The 13751-nt window shown below is 48.3% G+C and carries 14 protein-coding genes; 4 read left to right on the top strand and 10 right to left on the bottom strand.

The window, feature by feature from the left end:
- Positions 1-5: 5 nt before the first annotated feature.
- The 5 genes from O9X78_RS00170 to O9X78_RS00150 all read right to left on the bottom strand — a co-directional run bounded on the left by O9X78_RS00170 (position 6) and on the right by O9X78_RS00150 (position 5191).
- Positions 6-548, bottom strand: a complete 543-nt coding sequence (locus tag O9X78_RS00170; protein WP_269617521.1) for a DUF2058 domain-containing protein — start codon at positions 546-548, stop codon at positions 6-8.
- Positions 549-642: 94 nt separating this feature from the next.
- Complete coding sequence (locus tag O9X78_RS00165) at positions 643-1395, bottom strand: glutathione S-transferase family protein (protein WP_269617519.1); 753 nt, start codon at positions 1393-1395, stop codon at positions 643-645.
- An 89-nt stretch (positions 1396-1484) separates the two neighbouring features.
- Positions 1485-3146, bottom strand: a complete 1662-nt coding sequence (locus tag O9X78_RS00160) for an NAD(P)/FAD-dependent oxidoreductase (protein WP_269617518.1) — start codon at positions 3144-3146, stop codon at positions 1485-1487.
- Positions 3147-3180: 34 nt separating this feature from the next.
- Positions 3181-3933, bottom strand: a complete 753-nt coding sequence (locus O9X78_RS00155; protein WP_269617517.1) for an SDR family oxidoreductase — start codon at positions 3931-3933, stop codon at positions 3181-3183.
- A gap of 88 nt (positions 3934-4021) precedes the next feature.
- Complete coding sequence (locus O9X78_RS00150; RefSeq protein WP_435056037.1) at positions 4022-5191, bottom strand: BaiN/RdsA family NAD(P)/FAD-dependent oxidoreductase; 1170 nt, start codon at positions 5189-5191, stop codon at positions 4022-4024.
- 363 nt (positions 5192-5554) lie between these two features.
- Between O9X78_RS00150 and O9X78_RS00145 the strand changes: the two genes are divergently transcribed.
- Complete coding sequence (locus O9X78_RS00145; RefSeq protein ID WP_269617515.1) at positions 5555-7729, top strand: glutamine synthetase III family protein; 2175 nt, start codon at positions 5555-5557, stop codon at positions 7727-7729.
- 144 nt (positions 7730-7873) lie between these two features.
- Here the strand turns inward: O9X78_RS00145 and O9X78_RS00140 are convergent, their stop codons facing one another.
- The 4 genes from O9X78_RS00140 to O9X78_RS00125 all read right to left on the bottom strand — a co-directional run bounded on the left by O9X78_RS00140 (position 7874) and on the right by O9X78_RS00125 (position 10171).
- Entirely contained in the window at positions 7874-8236 is a 363-nt protein-coding gene (locus tag O9X78_RS00140) for a hypothetical protein (RefSeq protein ID WP_269617514.1), read from the bottom strand.
- A 121-nt stretch (positions 8237-8357) separates the two neighbouring features.
- Positions 8358-8765: a roadblock/LC7 domain-containing protein gene (locus tag O9X78_RS00135; protein WP_269617513.1), complete on the bottom strand. Its 408-nt coding sequence runs from the start codon at positions 8763-8765 to the stop codon at positions 8358-8360.
- Positions 8755-9324 (bottom strand): GTP-binding protein, encoded by a 570-nt coding sequence (locus tag O9X78_RS00130; RefSeq protein ID WP_269617512.1) that lies wholly within the window; start codon positions 9322-9324, stop codon positions 8755-8757. The genes O9X78_RS00135 and O9X78_RS00130 overlap by 11 nt, the downstream gene beginning before the upstream one ends.
- 13 nt (positions 9325-9337) lie before the next feature.
- On the bottom strand, positions 9338-10171 hold the full coding sequence (locus tag O9X78_RS00125; RefSeq protein WP_269617511.1) for a BLUF domain-containing protein: 834 nt from the start codon (positions 10169-10171) through the stop codon (positions 9338-9340).
- 340 nt (positions 10172-10511) lie between these two features.
- On the opposite strand from O9X78_RS00125, the gene O9X78_RS00120 reads away from it, so the two are divergent.
- The 3 genes from O9X78_RS00120 to O9X78_RS00110 all read left to right on the top strand — a co-directional run bounded on the left by O9X78_RS00120 (position 10512) and on the right by O9X78_RS00110 (position 12693).
- The gene (locus O9X78_RS00120) at positions 10512-10889 is read left to right on the top strand and encodes a GNAT family acetyltransferase (protein ID WP_269617921.1); all 378 of its coding nucleotides are present in this window, start codon (positions 10512-10514) and stop codon (positions 10887-10889) included.
- Positions 10882-11286 carry a YybH family protein gene (locus O9X78_RS00115; RefSeq protein ID WP_269617510.1) on the top strand — a complete coding sequence of 135 codons (405 nt, stop codon included), beginning with the start codon at positions 10882-10884 and terminating at the stop codon, positions 11284-11286. The genes O9X78_RS00120 and O9X78_RS00115 overlap by 8 nt, the downstream gene beginning before the upstream one ends.
- 96 nt (positions 11287-11382) lie before the next feature.
- Positions 11383-12693, top strand: coding sequence for a mechanosensitive ion channel family protein (locus tag O9X78_RS00110; protein WP_269617509.1), 1311 nt, complete (start codon positions 11383-11385; stop codon positions 12691-12693).
- A 48-nt stretch (positions 12694-12741) separates the two neighbouring features.
- Here the strand turns inward: O9X78_RS00110 and O9X78_RS00105 are convergent, their stop codons facing one another.
- Positions 12742-13734 (bottom strand): LLM class flavin-dependent oxidoreductase, encoded by a 993-nt coding sequence (locus O9X78_RS00105; RefSeq protein ID WP_269617508.1) that lies wholly within the window; start codon positions 13732-13734, stop codon positions 12742-12744.
- Between the last annotated feature and the right edge of the window lie 17 nt (positions 13735-13751).

Here is a 13751-nt window from a genome sequence, read left to right as displayed (position 1 = left end):
GCGTGTTACCACATTAGGTCGTTGGGGATTTGGTAGGCTGCATAAGGATCGTCTTCCTCTACTGCGTCATTTACCGGTTTGGTGTTATGTACAAGCACCACGGTTTCATCGCGCTGTTTGATCTTGTCAGCGATGGCGGCGGGGACTAGCTCGTAGCCTTCCTTCAATTTAACCAAGGCGATCACGCCCTTGATTAATTGGGTTTGCAAAAGCGCATCGACATAGAGCTTTTTGATCTTTTTACCGTCGGTAAATTGATAGGCAACCTCGCCGTCGCGACGATCAATTTTGTTCAGTGTAATGAGCTGAATGATCTGAGCGTGAATTGCTTTTTTGTCGGCCTCAGCCTGACGAAGGCGATTCATTTCGCGGTCGCGCTCGGCCTTTTCGGCCAGTGCGCGTTTTGCTGCTTCTTTACCTTCGTCAACAATAACCGCGCCAGTGCCCTTGGCCACTTTTGCTTGTTTACGTTTTTCTTGGCTGATTTGCTTGGCCTTCTTTTTATCGACCATGCCTGCTTTGAGAAGCTGCTCTTGCAACGATGCCATGCAGTAACCTTTATATGTGTTCTGTGGATATTTGGCTTTCTAGGTAGACTCTATTCTAAGCTATTCGCGCGTTTGGGGCTTGGGCTTATTGCGTTCATTTTACATTTATAGGCCAGCGGTGCTCTCGATAAATACGATTCACCCACTGTGATACCGGATGGTCGCGGTAGTGCTCGCAAAACGCGGTGGCATCCGGGTCAGGTATCTGCCCCCATGGGAAGGGATGTTCTGGTGGCAGGGTGAGTAGCGAGAGCATAGCGGCCGCGGATAAGTCGGCTCTGCTGAAACTGTCGCCAACTAAATAGGGCTTGCCTTCGATGCGCTTTGCCATATCGTGCATTGCCGCATCAAATATCATTTTTGCGCGGGCAACTTTTTCCGGTGAGCCAACATACACCTGATAAATCTTTTTGCGCAGCACCGGCGCAATCGGTCGAAAAAAAGGCTTTTTGTAAAAAGGCATGGCGTGGGTGAAACATTGGCGGATAAAGTCTGGATAATTCAGCAGTGCGCTGTACAGAATGCAGCGAATATTTACTCCCAGAGCCTCATCCATAGTGCGTTCAATTTGTTGACAAGCATCTCTGCCCGCCTCGCTACTGGGGGTGAGTGGGTTGTCTGGGTAGTGTATGTCTAAGTAGTCGATGATTTCACTTGAGCCCTGCACGATATCGCCGTTGTCGTGAATTAACACCGGCACCGAACTGCCCGGCGCAATTTTCGGGATGGTCTTTAAGTGCAGGCCGGGTATTACCGCCTGAGCTTTATAGGGGGTGCCCTTGTAATCTAGTGCCCAGCGGGCTTTTTCACAAAAGTGGGAATGGGGGAATACCAGTAATTTCGTCATGGCAGCGCTCTGCGTTGCTTTGAGTGTGAAGGAGTATAGCGGACCTTGTTTTGACTTTGGTAGTTGGCCCGCTAGATTTGAGTTGGGGGTCAGCGTCCGTCTGGTATCGCGACATCTAATTTGAGTAAATCTATTGCAACGGCTTCAGCCACTTTTATGCCGTCTATCCCCGCCGACAAAATTCCGCCAGCATACCCGGCACCTTCTCCTGCGGGGTAGAGGCCGCGGGTGTTTAAGCTCTGGTAGTCTTTGCCGCGTTTAATACATATTGGCGATGAGGTGCGGGTTTCGATGCCGGTGAGAATGGCGTCGTTCATCGCGAAGCCTTTGATTTGTTTGTCGAAAACGGGAATAGCCTCACGAATGGCGTCGTTGGCAAAGTCGGGTAGCGCGAGTGATAGATCGCCCAGTGACACGCCGGGTTTGTAAGACGGTGTAACGCTGGCCAGCTCGGTAGACGTCGTGTTGCGTAAATAGTCCCCGACGAGTTGTGCTGGGGCGTTATAGTTTTCGCCACCGAGCTGGTAAGCCAAGGTTTCTAGCGAGCGCTGTAAATCGATTCCCGCAAGCACATGTTCTGGATAGTCTTTTTCCGGCTCTATGCCAACAACAATCGCCGAGTTTGCATTGCGCTCATTGCGAGAATATTGGGACATGCCGTTGGTGACAACGCGACCCTCTTCAGAGGTGGCGGCGACCACGGTGCCACCGGGGCACATACAGAAGCTGTAAACGCTACGGCCATTTTTGCAGTGGTGAACGAGTTTATAGTCCGCGGCGCCCAAAATTGGGTGGCCAGCTTGTTCGCCGAATCGGGCTTTGTCGATAACGGATTGCGGATGCTCGATCCGAAAGCCAATGGAAAAAGGCTTTGGCTCAATATATACGCCTTGTTCTAACAGCATTTCAAAGGTGTCGCGGGCGCTATGGCCAATGGCCAATACCACGTGACGGCTTGGTAAATACTCGCCGTTGTTTAGGGTCAGCCCGGTGATTTGCCCTTGGCCATCCGCAGCGGGTTCTCGGTGAACCGTATCTACCTTGGTATTGAAACGGATTTCGCCGCCAAGGCGTGTAATTTCAGCGCGGATATTTTCCACCATCTTTACCAGTTTAAAGGTGCCGATGTGGGGTTTGCTGACCATGAGAATTTCTTCTGGCGCACCGGCTTTAACGAACTCGGTCATGACTTTGCGGCCGAGAAAGCGTCGGTCTTTTACTTGGCTATAGAGCTTGCCGTCTGAAAATGTACCCGCGCCGCCTTCGCCGTACTGTACATTGGATTCGGTGTTGAGCTTGCGTTCGCGCCAGAGTCCCCAGGTGTCTTTGGTGCGCTGCCGAACATCTTGGCCACGCTCCAAGACGATTGGTTTTAAGCCCATTTGCGCCAGCACCAACGCCGCTAAAATACCACAGGGGCCAAAGCCGATAATAACGGGCCGTTGTTGCTCTGCTGCGGGGAAGTCACTCGGTGCCTGGGCGACAAATTTATAGCTGGTATCGGGGCTTGGGCTAAGAAAGGATTTACCATCAAAGCGAGCTAGCAGTTCTGTTTCTAGCTTGTCACTGAGACTGATATCCAGCTGATAAATTAATTGGATGTCGCCTTTTTTTCGCGCATCGTAACTGCGTTTGAAGATAGATACTGCGCTTAGATCTGCGTCTTGAATGCCTAGTCTGGCGACAATGGATTTGCGCAGTGCAGAGTCATCGTGCGCAAGGGGCAGTTTAAGATCATTGAGTCTAAGCATGAGGGTGTCGCGGTGTGCTGGAAAGCGCGGGATTCTACCACGGAATAGTTTTGTGATCCCAGTCGATAAACACCGCTTCCGCCGCGCTGGTGTTTGTCTCCTCCGCGGTTTGTTGCATTAATTTGAGTAGGCTATTTGCGACAAAGTCAGGGGTGAATAATTTGCCTTTGGGTACACCCGCCTGAAAAGGGCGCGACAGCGGCGAGTCGGTGGTGCCGGGATGAAAGGCGATAAGCCGAACATTTTTAGCACGACGGCCATACTCGATGGCTGCAGTGCGCAGGCCCATATTTAGGGCCGCCTTCGACATGCGATAGCTATACCAGCCACCCAGATGGTTGTCGCCGATACTGCCGATGCGGGCACTAAATACCGCTAGCACACAAGCGTGCTCGGATTTTAATAATGGTGCTAGCGCTTTGATCCACAGCAGCGGGGTGACGGTATTACTTTCCATGATGGCAAGCATCGTCTCGGTATTGAGGTCTTCCAAACGTTTTTCGGGTTTGATGCCATCGCCATGCAGTCGGCCATTGCAAATAATGACGCGGTTAATTTTGCCACGCAGATGCACCAGTTTAGCTACACATTCATTGATTGCTTTGTCTGAGTTATCGCATTCTAGATAAGTGATAACGGATGTTTTCCGCTCTGATAAGTTTTGTCTACTGATGGCAATGATATTGCCGGTATCCGGCATGTTGCTCGTCGCGTTTATGCAGGCCGACGCCAGTGCACCGCTGGCGCCAATGACGAGGGTAGTTGCTGCGTTTGGCGTTGTGATCATATTGCTAGCTTCACTATCTACGAGACGTGGGAGCTATACGGCAATGGTGCTCGGGCCGATGTGTTGAGTGGTGTATTCAGGGCAGTTCCTATACTGCCAGTCCCGCGCTATACTCAGAGGACCACGCCCACTGAAAATTGAATCCACCTAGCCAGCCGGTCACGTCTAGAACCTCGCCGATGAAATACAGTCCAGCCTGATCCTTGGCTTCCATGGTTTTCGAGCTAATCCCTGCGGTATCTACCCCGCCGCGGGTCACCTCTGCAGTGCGGTAGCCTTCGGTGCCGGAAGGTTTCAGTTGCCAGCTATTTAGCCTTTCGCCGATGCTAATGAGTTGCTTGTCTGAAAATTCAGCCATGGGTTTTTCAGCGTGTTCATGCCACCAAAGCCATTGCAGCTCGGCGACTAAGCCTTTCGATAGCTTGTGGCTCAGCACCGTTCTCAGTAGATTTTTTGTTTGGTTCTGTTTGGCGTTTAGCAGCCATTCGGCGGCGTTGACACCGGGCAATAAGTCGAGAGTAATAGTGTCACCTGGGTTCCAGTAGTTGGAAACCTGCAAGGCCGCAGGACCAGAAATACCACGGTGGGTGAATAGTATGTTTTCGGTGAAGCTGATTTTATTAGCGCTTAGCTCGACTTCTAGGGCGAGGCCCGCCAGCTTTTCGCATAGCTGCTTCATTGAGTCGCTGAACATAAAGGGCACCAAACCGGCATGGCGCTTAGTCAGCTTTAGCCCGAATTGCTGGGCAATGTCGTAACCGATACCGCTGCCGCCGAGAGTGGGTATAGAAAGCGCACCCGTGGCGACAACAAGTGATTCGCAAGTAAACTCATGTGCTGTGTTTTGTTGATTTACGACTAGTTGATAGCGAGACGAGCTTGCGTCATTTGGCTCAGCTGTCGATACTGAAACTAGCTCAGCGTGGCTGCGGATTTCGGCGCCCGCATTGGCACATTCGTCGAGCAGCATATTGAGAATGTCTTTGGCTGAATTCAGACAAAATAGTTGGCTGTGGCGACGTTCTTCGTAGGGTATTTGGTAGCGTTCCACCATCCCGATGAAATCCCACTGGGTGTAGCGGTTCAGTGCGGCTTTACAAAAATGGCTGTTGTTAGAAATAAAATTCTCGGCGCCGACAAAATGGTTGGTGAAGTTGCAGCGTCCGCCGCCAGACATGAGGATTTTTTTACCCACCTTGTTGGCTTTCTCTAAAACCAATACTCGGCGACCCCGTTGTGCGGCGGTGAGCGCGCACATCAATCCTGATGCACCGGCACCAAGAATGATCACGTCGTAATTATTTGAGTCAGTTTGCACGGTATTGGCTTCGCTGTGTTTGCTTGCGCTGGCGCATTTGCAGGCTAGGGGATACAAAAGACGCGCAGTATACCGACAAACTCTTCTACCTTGTATGAGCTAAACCCACCGTTGTAGTTGGCCTAGCGAGACGAGGCCTTATGTTGCCTTCTCGAAAATAATTAAATTTACTGTTCCTTGGTATATTTGCGTCAGATTGGTGCAGATTTTGCTAGATTAAGCGCAATCATTTCAGTTCCTGATCCTCTCAGTTACCTCAAGTGATACCCATTAGCTAATTTACTATAAGGCGAGGTCTCCTTAATGAGTCGCAATCAAGCGCGTGTTCAAGCTGTATCCCAGATTGTTAATCGTAAGCCAATAGACGTTACGATGCCTGAACCTCTCAGCAAAATCTGGGCAAGTGATGTGTTTAATCTTGCTAAGATGGAAGAGGCACTGTCTAAAAATGCATTTAAAGCGCTGAAAACCACCGTCCAGACTGGCGCGCCTTTAGATCCTGCAACGGCTGATGTTGTTGCTGCGGCCATGAAAGATTGGGCATTGGGTAAGGGGGTTAAATTCTTCTCGCATATTTTCTACCCAATGACTAATGCCACCGCTGAGAAGCATGACGGCTTTATCATTACGAATTCTGACGGCAACCAAATTACTGAATTCACCGGTAGCCTTTTAATCAAGGGTGAGCCTGACGGTTCATCATTCCCCAACGGTAGCCTGCGTATGACCAACGCTGCCCGTGGTTATACTGCATGGGATCCAACTAGCCCTGCCTATATTATGCACACAGATAATGGCTCTACGTTGATGATTCCTAGCGTGTTCATGAGTTGGACTGGCGAAGCACTGGACAAGAAAATCCCATTGCTGCGCTCTAACTCGGCAATGAATAAAGCAGGTAAGCGCGTGTTGTCCTTAATGGGTGAAGCAGAGATCGCCGCGCTGAATTCTAGCTGTGGTGCAGAGCAGGAATACTTCCTGATCGACTCAAACTTTGCTAATAGCCGCCCTGACCTATTATTGGCTGGTCGTACTTTGTTTGGTGCATCGCCTGCAAAAGGTCAGCAGTTTGATGATCATTATTTCGCAGCCATTCCAGAGCGCGTTCAAGTCTTCATGCAAGATTTGGAAGACAAGCTCTATCGTTTAGGCATTCCAGCGAAAACTCATCATAACGAAGTTGCGCCTGGTCAGTTTGAAATTGCGCCCTATTATGAGGCAGCGAATATTGCATCTGACCACCAACAGCTGCTGATGACACTGCTGAAGTTGACCGCTAAGCGACACGGCTTTGTATGTTTGTTGCACGAAAAACCCTTTGCGGGCGTGAATGGCTCGGGAAAACACGTTAACTGGTCAGTGGGTAATGCTACACAGGGTAACTTGCTTGACCCGGGTAGCACTCCCCACGAGAATATTAACTTCTTGCTCTTTTGTGGTGCAGTAATTCGTGGTGTGCACCTTTTTGGACCATTGCTTCGCGCGGTTATCGCTTCTGCGTCAAATGACCATCGCCTAGGCGCGAATGAAGCCCCTCCGGCAATTCTGTCTGTTTACTTGGGTGACCAACTTGAGCGTGTATTTAACGACATTAAAGAAGGTAAATTGCTGAAGTCTGAAGTAGGCGGCTTGATGGACCTAGGCTTGAGTCAAATTCTTAAGTTCGAGCGTGATCCTGGCGACCGTAACCGTACTTCTCCGTTTGCTTTCACCGGCAACCGATTTGAATTCCGTGCGGTAGGCTCTTCGGCATCTGTATCTGGTCCATTGGTAGCAATGAACACGATGCTGGCTGACTCGTTGAACTGGATTGCTGACAAGTTGGAAGCGGAATTAGCTACTGGCACTAGCAAGCCTGTTGCTGCGATTAAAGTTCTGAAAGAGTTAATGGAAGGCCACAGCAACGTTATTTTTGGTGGCGACGGTTACTCAAGTGAATGGCACCGAATTGCGGTGGAAGAGCGTGGCTTGAAAAACCTGCCGACCTCTGCTGACGCGCTACCCGCGTTCCGCGAAGAGTCAGTTGTTAAATTGTTTTCTAGCACTGGCGTATTAACACCGGTTGAGCTGGAAAGTCGTTTCGAGGTTTACTCAGAGCAGTATTTACTATCGATAGAAGTAGAAGCCAAATTAGTTGTAGATATGGCGACAACGAGTATTTACCCAGCTGCGGTTGAATATTTGTCACAGTTGGCGAGCACAACGGCATCGATGGCTGCGATGAGTATTTCTCTGGACAGCACCGTTGCAGCTGCGGTTGCCAAAGAAGCTAATGCAATGATGGCCGCTGTTGCTAAATTAAGCGCTGCGCTAGAAGTGCACGACTTCGATTCTACTGAGGCTCACATGCAGTACGCTGCAAGCACCTTGCGTAGTCTGATGGTCGATGTGCGTGGTCATGCTGATACTTTGGAAACACTGGTTGCTGACGACCTGTGGCCCCTGCCTAAGTACTCAGAAATGCTATTCATTAAATAATGTGAACGCAGTCTTTGGACTGCGCATCTTATTTAAGATGGCATTGATTGAAATAAAAACGCCCTCGTTATGAGGGCGTTTTTACATTGAGTTATTAAGATTAAAATACTCTTGAAAGGCACTTAAATCCTATTTTAAGGCTAATTAAACCCGTTGCAGTGAACCTTCAATATCAGCTGTTTTGCGGCGAGCAAGTGCTAGGTTTGAGTTCTTTTTGTCGAGTACAAGATAGATAAATAGGCCTTCATTAGTTGTGCTTGGACGGATGATATGGAGCTGTGTGTCTAGCGTGATTAAGATATCTTCTATATTGCCGGTGATTCCCAACGACTTCATGGTTTTCATTTTTGCCTTGACCACTTCACTGTTGCCAGCTGCAGCCATTTCAAGGTCAACCCCAGAACCTGCTGAACCCAATAACATCCCTGAGGTGTAGTCTACAACTGCACAACCCATAGCGCCGTCGATTTCCATCAAGCTTTTTACTGCGTCGTTTAAATTACTCATCTTTTTACTCTCCTAGTGAAATCTTTTTTTTGTTTCAAGCTGAATGATTATTGATATAGTTTTTTGTCTTTAATTGCCCTCAACTATTCTGTTCAACCTTGAAGTTTGAGCTTTCTGCCGTTTATGCGACATCAGCTAAATCGAGATCGCCAATTTCATTTGCTAATCGGTTGATTAATAAGCGCAAATTAGCGATGTTCATGGTGCTTTTGGCCGACATGGACAGGACAAAATCCTTGTCAGCCAGCTGTAAAGATACAAAAGCTACATTGCCCTGTTCTGATTCAATAAATGTAATCTTGAAGCTTTTTGATAGAATCTGTTTCGTGACGGCATTGCTTACTGAATACAAAGTACTTGCTGCCGCGGCCATGGTTTCGACATCAAATCCGTCACTCAGGCGCGAAAAATGATGAACGGGAAAGCCATCCGTCGTAGCCAGTGAAATAATCTCTATCGCGTCATTGTTGCCTGAATACTCGTTGAATAAGTCGATAAGTCGCTCACTCAACATTTTGTTAAACGACATTTAATTGCGCTCCTTCGTATTCCTCAGTGTTATTAATTGCGTCGATCATTTGCAGAAGCATGAGAGAAGATTCAACGTCCCTTGGGTCAACAGGCATGATCGGGGCGGATAAACCGTGCCCTTGTAATACGTGTTCTAAAAATTCCATAAGTACATCTAATTCTTCGGCGGTGGCGTTTTCGGCGTGGCTGACACCTACGATAACGGGAACGTTATTTTTAAGTGGTTGGAAGTGGGTAAGAATATCGTCGATAGCCTCGATATTAATGCCATCGCCGTATTTGACCAGAATTACTAGCCCCCACAATGAGGTGTTCACCATATCCCACAGCAGCGAAAAACGTTTCTGTCCGGGTAAACCAAAGAGTCCAAGTGCGATATCGGCATCTAGACTCAAGCGACCATAATCGATACCAACTGTGGTGTATTCCTTGCCAATATCTACCGAAGATTTGGCTTCGGTGGCAAAGGGAGAGATTTCACTGATAGTGTTAATGAGCTGGGTTTTGCCTGCTCCCACTTCACCCACTATCGCTAATTTATTATAAATCTGATCCATTCTTTGCGACTTCCTAGGATTTCGCGGATGCGATAAAACGTCTGAGAACGCGACTGAATCGATCGGCGGTTGTGCTCGCCGCTGACGCTGTCGTGTTTGTTGTTATCGACTGATTGCTGACGACGCTCAAATTTGGGGCTCCGACGCTAGAGTGGGTTTTTAATAGGCCTAAGCTTTCTAAGATTGATAAATAATGAGTTAGTTTTTCAGTAGACGAACACAGCTTTAAGGCCAAAATACGTTCGAAATGTGCAGGTCTTTTTGTGAGGTTTGAGCAGAGGCGAATGAGTTCTGGTGTCATCCTCATCTGCGTCGGTCGCGGCCAAGCAGAGACGGACACGACACAATCATCGTATACTTTTTTACGTGTGCTGCTAGTGCCTGTCGATGTCGATTCGGCTAACTTTGGGGGCTGGGAATTAGCGGCAAGCTTGGGTGTGCCAAAAAAGCTTTCTAAGCGTGTGCTGTCATGACTGCTTTTGGCTTGAATTTTGTCGGCTACGATTTCTTTGAGTCGTGCGACAAAATCTAAATGGGCGTCTGTTCCTGCGCTAATGATACGGATTTTCCAACCGGAAAATTCTGCGACATCGGCGGTGCTATTCATGACTACGCTGAAATCGCTGATACGTGGATCACGCCCCATGCGGTAAACGGCACTCGCTAGTGATTCAGCGTTACCTTCCATAACCTGCAAGCAGCTGCTATCTGAAACAAGGAATACACCGGTAATATCGTTTTCTCTGTTGTAAACTCGGCTTGAGTTATAGAGCGCCATGAGCTGAGTAGACGCATCTCCCTCGTCTGGCTGTGTGGTGATCGTGCTGATACACGCAATTCTTTTCATGGCTTTCGTTCGCTAGACTATGTGCGTTGTGTGTTGCTAAGCAGAATTTTAAACGGAACGAATGGATTGTTCAGTTAAGGTATTGTTAGCAGCAGACTAGTTATTGGAATGTCCGTCCCAGCTGTGAATGGACTATGTCTGAGTTACCTATTTTTCCGTATTAGTAATAATACGCATTTGGGTGTGATGATTTTAAAAGCGAGATCCACATCACTATTTTGGTGGTTACGGAACGCGGTAGTAGCAAATCTGGGAAGTAGATCGAGGGTGTGAAATGATAATAAGATCATTTAAGGAAAGTGGTAGAGCGGCAGTTATTGCCTTGTGAGAACGGTGTAATCTGACTCGCCTGTGGAATGATCTAGATAAGGATATTTCTAGAAAACTCAAGGTGCAGCCTGAATTGTTTTTTGTCGCTGAGGTCGATGGTAATGTCATCGCTTCTGCGATGGCTGGCTACGATGGTCACCGAAGTGCTATTTATTATTTAGTGGTTTCACCGGCATATCAGGGGCGGGGAGTCGGGAGATTATTGACGGGGCATATCGAGGAGCATCTTGCTAGTATTGGCTGCCCTAAATTGGACATTCACGTTCGCAGTTCAAATAAGAGCGTATTGGCACTCTATCATTCACTTGGTTACAGCGTGGAAGATACCTTATGCGCCGCTAAGAGATTAATACCCGACACAATCAAGCGAGGAAGTGGTTTTGGATAAGCATCCAGTTATATTGCAAATAGCACGGGCTGATGAGGCGATAGTTAGGGAGGATTTTGATACGCTTCTCAATATCTATACCGATAATGCGGTACTTGTGGTCGAGCCTGGGCGGAATGCCGTTGGTAAGGCGGAGATACGAGCGGCCTTCGAGAAAATAGCGGTGTATTTTAAGAATGGTTTACAAGTAAGACAAAGGGGGATGCAGATACTTGAGTCTGGTGATACCTGCCTTGTTTTAGCGCTTACCGAAGTTGCCGCACCAAACTACCCGGCAGTAGAACGAAAAGCGTGTTATGTTTTCAATAAAGTAGCAGATGGTAGGTGGTTGTGCAGTATCGATAATTCTTATGGTCACGATATTCTTATACGTGATGCAGGCCTTCTAAAAAGCTAGCTTTTAGTAAAATCAGGTGGCGTTAACAAAGTGAGTAAGACCGAGTAAAAGGGACAAACTTTTACCCGATAAAAATGAATAACAAGAGTGCATTGTGTGGATTTTGATAATTTCAAATTGGCTACGTTAGACCTTGCTGATCAGGTATTTGCTGTTCTTTTACAAACAGAGACCTACGCGCAGTTAGCGTTGGTATTGGTTGTTTTCGGTATTACTTTTTTTATCACTACGTATATTCGCAAATTTGTTCCGCTCTTTGCTGATGCACCTACCAATGCTCCTTTAAAGCCGTTACGTAAACTGACCGGCAAGCTAGGTGTTCTTATATTTCCCTTGCTAACTATTTTGGTCTTGAGTCTTGCGGTTGAGGTGAGTGCGCAGTTTATTGGGGCGTTCTGGCTGGTACGGACAGCTTTGTATGTTGCGATGATGTTGGTTTTCCGGTCTTTGATTCGTGATTATGTTAAGAACGATTTCATCGCCTTTGTGTTTCGCTGGATTGGCCAGCCATTGTTGTTTTTACATTTATTGAATGTACTTAAACCTATTGTTGCCACACTTGAGGCTATGCAGGTCTCCTTGGGCAATATTGAAATTTCGGCGTATGGCGTGCTTCGAGTGGCGCTATTTGGCTCGCTGCTTTTTTGGTTGGGACGGGTGTCAAGCAGCACCGGTAAAGAGATTATCCGACGTCAGGACAAACTGGATTTTCGTACCAAAGAAGTGGCGGCAAAACTGTTCGAAGTTGCTGTTTTTGTTCTAATTTTCTTATTGCTGTTACAGGTAATGGGGATAAATCTGACCGCGCTGGCGGTATTTGGTGGCGCTCTGGGTGTGGGGCTTGGTTTTGGTTTGCAGGCGATTGCGTCTAATTTTATATCTGGCATTATTATTTTGCTCGACCGCTCTGTTTCCATAGATGATTACATTGAACTTGAAGATGGCCGGACAGGTGTCGTTCGCGAGCTGACGCTGCGTTCTACAACATTGGAAACCTACGATGGTAAAGACATCATGGTTCCAAATGAAAAATTTGTGACCGAGAGTTTTACCAACTGGACCCATAAAAATAAGAAGCAACGGTACCGTGTTGATTTTTCTGTGGCCTACGATTCGGATATCCGTCAGTTGGTCGAAATTATCAAAGAAACTGTCGCCTCCCATGAACAGGTTATTAGCGGCGAGGATATTCCCTTTGAAGAGCGGCCAGACTGTGAAATAGATAGTTTTGGGGATTCCGGCGTCAATATGTTTGTTGAGTTTTGGATGATTGGTATCGATGATGGCAAAAATCGCGTCGGCGGCGATCTACTGTTGATGATTTTCGAAGCCATGCGCGACAACGGATTCCAAATTCCCTTCCCGCAACGCGAGGTGCGGGTGCTCAACGAGAGCATGGGTAAATAAGCTGCTACTGCCTGTTGTTTTGCAGGCCAGTTTCAGCAGAAGTCTTGCTTAGCTCAGTGTTCCCTGTAGAGATGAGACAAGTTCGTAAGACCTCAATCGCGCCTCATGGGTGTATATCTGTGAGGTGATCATCAGCTCGTCTGCCTGGGTTCGGTCGATGAACTCCTGCATATCTCTCTGTACCTTGTCTGCCGTTCCAATTGCTGAACAGGACATGATCTGTTTGAGCAGCATTTGATCGCCAGCGGGTAATTGCTCTAAGTAGCCGTCTGCGGGTGCTTGTAATTTCCCCGGTTGCCCACGCCGCAAATTAACAAATGCACGCTGCATCGAACTGGCGATGTAATGCGCTTGGGCGTCGGTGTCAGCGGCAAAGACGTTGTAGCCGAGCATGACATAGGGCTTTTCTAATTGTGCCGAAGGGCGAAAACGTTCTCTGTAAAGAGCGATTGCTGGCAGCATTTGATCTGGTGCAAAGTGCGAGGCAAAGGCGTAGGGCAAACCCAAAGATGCTGCCAGCTGGGCGCCAAATAAGCTAGAGCCCAAAATCCAGAAGGGGATATTAAGGCCGCTTCCGGGTATGGCGTGAATTCTTTGGCCATTGCGCGGCTCGCCAAAATAGCCCATCAGTTCGACAACATCCCTAGGAAACTGATCGACGTCGGCGTCTAAATTACGGCGCATAGCATAGGCTGTTGCTTGGTCGGTGCCCGGTGCGCGGCCAAGACCGAGGTCAATGCGATTCGGAAACAAAGCTTCGAGGGTGCCAAATTGTTCAGCAATAATCAGTGGTGCGTGGTTGGGCAGCATCACGCCGCCAGCGCCAACACGGATGGTTTTTGTGCCCCCGGCGATGTGAGCAATCACTACGGCGGTGGCTGCGCTGGCAATGCCCTGCATATTGTGGTGCTCCGCCAGCCAGTAGCGGTTAAACCCCCATTTTTCGGCGTGCTGCGCCAGCGAAAGGCTGTTCTGTAGTGACTTGCTCGCATCACCGTCGGCGGTGATGGGGGAGAGGTCGAGCACTGATAATTTAGCCATGCGCCATCCGTATTAAG

The organism is Zhongshania aquatica, assembly GCF_027257955.1.
Lineage (GTDB): Bacteria > Pseudomonadota > Gammaproteobacteria > Pseudomonadales > Spongiibacteraceae > Spongiibacter > Spongiibacter aquatica.
Note: the sequence above shows the minus strand (reverse complement) of the source record. Positions and strands in the feature narration are given on the sequence as shown.

Bases quoted from the DNA above. Each gene is read 5' to 3' on its own strand.
- O9X78_RS00165 (WP_269617519.1), bottom strand. From the start codon at position 1,395: ATGACGAAATTACTGGTATTCCCCCATTCCCACTTTTGTGAAAAAGCC.
- O9X78_RS00150 (WP_435056037.1), bottom strand. From the start codon at position 5,191: ATGTGCGCGCTCACCGCCGCACAACGGGGTCGCCGAGTATTGGTTTTA.
- O9X78_RS00145 (WP_269617515.1), top strand. From the start codon at position 5,555: ATGAGTCGCAATCAAGCGCGTGTTCAAGCTGTATCCCAGATTGTTAAT.
- O9X78_RS00155 (WP_269617517.1), bottom strand. From the start codon at position 3,933: ATGATCACAACGCCAAACGCAGCAACTACCCTCGTCATTGGCGCCAGC.
- O9X78_RS00140 (WP_269617514.1), bottom strand. From the start codon at position 8,236: ATGAGTAATTTAAACGACGCAGTAAAAAGCTTGATGGAAATCGACGGC.
- O9X78_RS00135 (WP_269617513.1), bottom strand. From the start codon at position 8,765: ATGTCGTTTAACAAAATGTTGAGTGAGCGACTTATCGACTTATTCAAC.
- O9X78_RS00170 (WP_269617521.1), bottom strand. From the start codon at position 548: ATGGCATCGTTGCAAGAGCAGCTTCTCAAAGCAGGCATGGTCGATAAA.
- O9X78_RS00125 (WP_269617511.1), bottom strand. From the start codon at position 10,171: ATGAAAAGAATTGCGTGTATCAGCACGATCACCACACAGCCAGACGAG.
- O9X78_RS00105 (WP_269617508.1), bottom strand. From the start codon at position 13,734: ATGGCTAAATTATCAGTGCTCGACCTCTCCCCCATCACCGCCGACGGT.
- O9X78_RS00160 (WP_269617518.1), bottom strand. From the start codon at position 3,146: ATGCTTAGACTCAATGATCTTAAACTGCCCCTTGCGCACGATGACTCT.
- O9X78_RS00130 (WP_269617512.1), bottom strand. From the start codon at position 9,324: ATGGATCAGATTTATAATAAATTAGCGATAGTGGGTGAAGTGGGAGCA.